The sequence below is a fragment of the Streptomyces aurantiacus genome, assembly GCF_001418335.1.
In the GTDB taxonomy this organism is placed as follows: Bacteria; Actinomycetota; Actinomycetes; order Streptomycetales; family Streptomycetaceae; genus Streptomyces; species Streptomyces aurantiacus.
Genome location: NZ_LIPP01000246.1, coordinates 1 through 5,046, shown reverse-complemented (window position 1 = coordinate 5,046; position 5,046 = coordinate 1). Strand labels below are relative to the sequence as shown.

The following is a 5,046-nucleotide window of genomic DNA, read 5'->3' as shown; positions in this document are numbered from 1 at the left end:
GTCACTTAACAGCGTTAAATTGTCAAGCGCGGGCTGCAGGAAACGGCGGGTCTCTCCGCGACGACGTCCCCGACGCGGGCGGCCTAGTTCGCTGAGGGCGCGTCAGGGGACGTCTTGGCGGACCGCCGGACCGCCGGACCGCCGCTCCAACGCATGGCGTAGCCGGCGGTAGTGGGCTTTTCAGGGGCGCGGGGAACTGCGCGACCAGCCCCCACTCACCCGCGGGCTGTCCACGACCTCCCGCCCGGAGGGCCTCGCGGCCGCGAGCCGCGCCAACGCCTCACCCCGGTCACACGCGTACGCGCCGAGCGCCGTCTGCCGCGCCACGATCGACCGCTCGTCCCGCATCAACCGCCATCCCCGCCGAAGAAGAAACGGCACGGACTTGCGGCCTTCGCGCAGATCCCGCAGGAACCGCCGGCGGAACGTGGTCACCGCGCCCCGGCTGAGGCACAGCGCGTCGGCCAGCAGCCCGGCCGCCCGGCACCGCTCCACGATCTCCGCGGCGAAGATGCCCTCGGCGATGAAGACCGGCGCCCCGGTGAAGTCGACGGTCTCCGAGCCGGTTCGGGCGCTCAGGGAGATGTCGTACACGGGAACGTCCGTACGCCCCGTCCCGCACAGCCGTGCTATCGCCGCGACGGCCGCGTCCGCGTCCCAGGACAGCGGGTGGTCCCAGTCGATGTCCGAACCGCCCGTGATCTGTGGCAGCGTCGGGTCGTGGCCCTCCTTGTAGAAGTCGTCGAGCCGCAGCACCGGAAGGCCGGAGCGGGCCGCGAGGAGGGACTTGCCGGAGCCGGAGGGGCCGCACAGCAGTACGACGCGTGCGGTTGTCGCGGGATTCGGGGGCTGGGAACTCACGAGACACCAGTGTGCGCCATCGGGCGCTCCCGGCCGAGCCCGCGGGTCGCCTTTGGAGTGTGCGTCACACCTCAACTACCCTGTGTGTCGACCTGATTACTTTGCGCGGCAGAAGGTGGCAGCAGCCATGGCACGACACTCGGCCTCCCAGAACCCGACCGCCCGGCGCGCGTTGCTGGCCCTCACGACCGCGGGCATCGCGGGGATCACGGTGGGCGCGGGTGCCACCTCGGCGGCGGCGGAGGACACCACGGTCCCCGCGGTCGGTACCCTCCACTCCCGGCCGAGCTCGCTGGGCAACATCGACCCGCAGGCCGGACTCCAGGCGCTGACCGGGACCGTGGGATACGTGACGGGGCCGGTCGCGGGCCTGAAGCCCAACCCGCTGGCGGGCACGGGCGTCGACCCGCTCGACAACGGCCTCGGCACGCAGGTGGCCGACTTCCCGCCGGTGGCGACGACCATGCTGACGGCGCCGGTCGCGCAGGCCCGGTCGCTGGGCGGCGTGCCGGTGGTGGGCCAGGCGACGGGACTGCTGGGCGCCTGAACCGTACGGCCCGCCGCAGCACCCAGCCGGTTACGGACCCGCGCGTGACGTGACGCGACGCGACGACGCGAGGACGGAAGAGAGAGCCGCGCCTCCCCCGGACGGAGGAGAAGCGCGGCTCTCCCGTGCGGGGGCCGTACCGCGCGTGTGCCGCAGGGGCGTGCGTCCTAGTACGACGATCCGGAGGCGCCCAGTGCGCCCGTCGGGTGCCAGACCGTCTTCGTCTCCAGGAAGGCCGTGAGGCGCTCGATGCCGGGCGGGGCGAAGTAATCCACAGGCCGTGGACGGACGACCCGCTTGAGGTTGTCGGCCGCCGCGATCTCCAGTTCCTTCGCGAGTGCCGCGTCGGCGCCGGCGAGGTCGATCGCGTTGACGTCCTGGTGTGCGGCCAGCGGGGCCGCGATCTCCGCCGTACCGCCGGTGAGGATGTTGACCACGCCGCCCGGAAGGTCGGAGGTCGCCAGCACCTCGCCCAGTGACAGCGCGGGGAGCGGGGACCGCTCGCTCGCGATCACGACCGCCGTGTTGCCGGTCGCGATCACCGGGGCGAGCACCGAGACCAGACCGAGGAAGGACGACTCCTGGGGCGCCAGGACCGTCACCACGCCCGTCGGCTCGGGGGTCGAGAGGTTGAAGAACGGGCCCGCCACCGGGTTGCCGCCGCCGACCACCTGGGCGATCTTGTCGGTCCAGCCCGCGTACCAGACCCAGCGGTCGATCGTCGCCTCGACCTGTTCGGCGGCCCCGGACCTCGACAGTCCCTCGGCGTCGGCGACCTCGTGGACGAACTGCCCCTTGCGGCCCTCCAGCATCTCCGCGACGCGGTAGAGGACCTGGCCGCGGTTGTACGCGGTCGCGCCGGACCAGCCGCCGAACGCCTTACGGGCGGCGACGACCGCGTCACGGGCGTCCTTGCGGCTCGCTCGTGGCGCGTTGGCCAGCCACTTGCCCTTCGAGTCGGTCACCTCGTACACCCGGCCGCTCTCGGAACGCGGGAACTTCCCGCCGACGTACAGCTTGTAGGTCTTGAAGACGCTCAGACGCTGCTGCCCCGCCTGCGCGGCCCGCTTCTCGGCTTTCCCGGCCTTCTCGGTCTTGTCGCTCTTCTTCGGCTTGTCAGACATCGAGGTACGCCTCCAGGCCGTGGCGACCGCCCTCGCGGCCGTAGCCCGACTCCTTGTAGCCGCCGAACGGCGAGGTCGGATCGAACTTGTTGAACGTGTTGGACCAGATGACGCCCGCGCGCAGCTTGTTCGCGACCGCCAGGATCCGGGAGCCCTTCTCGGTCCAGATGCCCGCGGAGAGGCCGTACTGGCTGTTGTTGGCCTTCGCGACCGCCTCGTCCGGTGTCCGGAAGGTGAGGACGGACAGGACCGGGCCGAAGATCTCGTCGCGGGCGACGGTGTGCGCCTGGGTGACGTTCGTGAAGAGCGTCGGGGCGAACCAGTAGCCGGACGACGGCAGTTCGCAGGCCGGGGACCACCGCTCGGCGCCCTCGGCCTCGCCCCGCTCGACGAGCGTGGTGATGCGCGCGAGCTGCTCGGCGGAGTTGATCGCGCCGATGTCGGTGTTCTTGTCGAGCGGGTCGCCCAGGCGCAGGGTCGAGAGCCTGCGCTTCAGGGAGTCGAGCAGCTCGTCGTGGATCGACTCCTGGACCAGGAGCCGGGAGCCCGCGCAGCAGACCTGGCCCTGGTTGAAGAAGATGCCCGTGACGACGCCCTCGACGGCCTGGTCGATGGGCGCGTCGTCGAAGACGATGTTCGCGCCCTTGCCGCCGAGTTCGAGCGTGACCTTCTTCTTCGTGCCCGCCACCTGGCGCGCGATGGCCCTGCCGACGGCGGTGGAACCGGTGAAGGCCACCTTGTTCACGTCCGGGTGCCCGACGAGGGCCGCGCCCGTGTCGCCGTATCCCGGAAGGATGTTGACGACGCCCTTGGGCAGGCCCGCCTGACGGCAGATGTCCGCGAAGAACAGGGCGGACAGGGGGGTCGTCTCGGCGGGCTTCAACACCACCGTGTTGCCCGTCGCGAGCGCCGGGGCGATCTTCCACGCCAGCATCAGGAGCGGGAAGTTCCAGGGGATGACCTGGCCCGCGACACCGAGGGGCGCGGGGTTCGTGCCGAACCCGGCGTGGTCGAGCTTGTCCGCCCAGCCCGCGTAGTAGAAGAAGTGCGCGGCTACGAGGGGAAGGTCGGCGTCCCTCGTCTCCTTGATGGGTTTTCCGTTGTCCAGCGTCTCCAGGACGGCCAGTTCGCGGCTGCGCTCCTGGATGATCCGGGCGATGCGGAAGAGGTACTTGGCGCGCTCGGAGCCGGGCAGCGCGGACCACTTCCCGAAGGCCCGGCGGGCGGCCTTCACGGCACGGTCGACGTCCTCGGCGCCCGCGCGGGCGACCTCGGAGAGGACCTCTTCGGTGCTCGGGCTGACCGTCTTGAAGACCTTGCCGTCGGCGGCCTCGGTGAACTCGCCGTCGATGAACAGGCCGTAGGAGGGCGCGATGTCGACGACGGAGCGGGACTCGGGCGCCGGTGCGTATGCGAATGCGGAAGCCGTTGGGGAAGCCATGTGGATCAGTCCACCGTCACGTAGTCGGGGCCGGAGTAGCGGCCGGTGGCCAGCTTCTGGCGCTGCATCAGCAGGTCGTTGAGGAGTGAGGACGCGCCGAAGCGGAACCAGTGGTTGTCCAGCCAGTCCTCGCCCGCGGTCTCGTTGACCAGCACCAGGAACTTGATCGCGTCCTTCGTGGTGCGGATGCCGCCGGCGGGCTTCACACCGACCTGGACCCCGGTCTGCGCGCGGAAGTCGCGGACGGCCTCCAGCATCAGGAGGGTGTTCGCGGGCGTCGCGTTGACCGCGACCTTGCCCGTCGAGGTCTTGATGAAGTCCGCGCCCGCCAGCATGCCGAGCCAGCTCGCGCGCCGGATGTTGTCGTACGTCGACAGCTCGCCGGTCTCGAAGATGACCTTCAGGCGGGCGGCGCCCGAGGCCTCCTTCACGGCGACGATCTCGTCGTACACCTTCAGGTACTTGCCCCCGAGGAACGCCCCGCGGTCGATGACCATGTCGATCTCGTCGGCGCCCGCGGCGACCGCGTCCCGCACGTCGGCCAGCTTCACGTCGAGCGAGGCGCGGCCGGCCGGGAAGGCGGTCGCGACGGAGGCGACCAGCACGCCGGACCCGACGACGGCCTCCTTCGCGGTGGCCACCATGTCGGGGTAGACGCAGAGGGCCGCGGTCGTCGGGGTCGTACGGTCCGTGGGGTCCGGGCGGACGGCCTTGGCGCCGAGCGCCCGGACCTTGCCGGGGGTGTCCGCGCCTTCGAGCGTCGTCAGGTCGACCATCGAGATGGCGAGGTCGATGGCGTACGCCTTCGCGGTCGTCTTGATGGAACGGGTACCGAGCGACGCGGCACGAGCTTCCAGGCCGACCGTGTCGACGCCGGGCAGCCCATGGAGGAAGCGGCGCAGCGCGCCGTCTGACGCGGTCACGTCCGTGAGTACGTGAGCCGCGGAGGATGCAGTGGTGGGCATGGTCACCAGACGAGCATATCTACGCGCGTAGCGGCTGTACACCCCCATGCGCCGCCCTGCGGGGCTTTCCGCCGGTTTGTTGGGTGCGGGTCGGTGGGGGCTTGTCGC

5 protein-coding genes are annotated in these 5,046 nt (G+C 70.9%); 1 reads left to right on the top strand and 4 read right to left on the bottom strand.

Annotated features, from left to right (window positions below):
* Positions 1 to 180 precede the first annotated feature (180 nt).
* Positions 181 to 936: a uridine kinase gene (locus tag AOK01_RS29025; RefSeq protein ID WP_079103843.1), complete on the bottom strand. Its 756-nt coding sequence runs from the start codon at positions 934 to 936 to the stop codon at positions 181 to 183.
* A gap of 52 nt (positions 937 to 988) precedes the next feature.
* Between AOK01_RS29025 and AOK01_RS29020 the strand changes: the two genes are divergently transcribed.
* Positions 989 to 1,408: a hypothetical protein gene (locus tag AOK01_RS29020; RefSeq protein ID WP_055516857.1), complete on the top strand. Its 420-nt coding sequence runs from the start codon at positions 989 to 991 to the stop codon at positions 1,406 to 1,408.
* Between the two features lie 167 nt (positions 1,409 to 1,575).
* Here AOK01_RS29020 and AOK01_RS29015 read toward each other — a convergent pair whose 3' ends face one another.
* The 3 genes from AOK01_RS29015 to deoC are packed head-to-tail and all read right to left on the bottom strand — an operon-like array spanning position 1,576 to position 4,938.
* Positions 1,576 to 2,532 carry an aldehyde dehydrogenase family protein gene (locus AOK01_RS29015; RefSeq protein WP_055516855.1) on the bottom strand — a complete coding sequence of 319 codons (957 nt, stop codon included), beginning with the start codon at positions 2,530 to 2,532 and terminating at the stop codon, positions 1,576 to 1,578.
* Complete coding sequence (locus AOK01_RS29010; protein ID WP_055516853.1) at positions 2,525 to 3,973, bottom strand: aldehyde dehydrogenase family protein; 1,449 nt, start codon at positions 3,971 to 3,973, stop codon at positions 2,525 to 2,527. Before AOK01_RS29010 ends, AOK01_RS29015 begins: the two co-directional genes overlap by 8 nt.
* 5 nt (positions 3,974 to 3,978) lie before the next feature.
* Positions 3,979 to 4,938 carry a deoxyribose-phosphate aldolase gene (gene deoC, locus AOK01_RS29005; protein WP_055516852.1) on the bottom strand — a complete coding sequence of 320 codons (960 nt, stop codon included), beginning with the start codon at positions 4,936 to 4,938 and terminating at the stop codon, positions 3,979 to 3,981.
* Positions 4,939 to 5,046 lie beyond the last annotated feature (108 nt).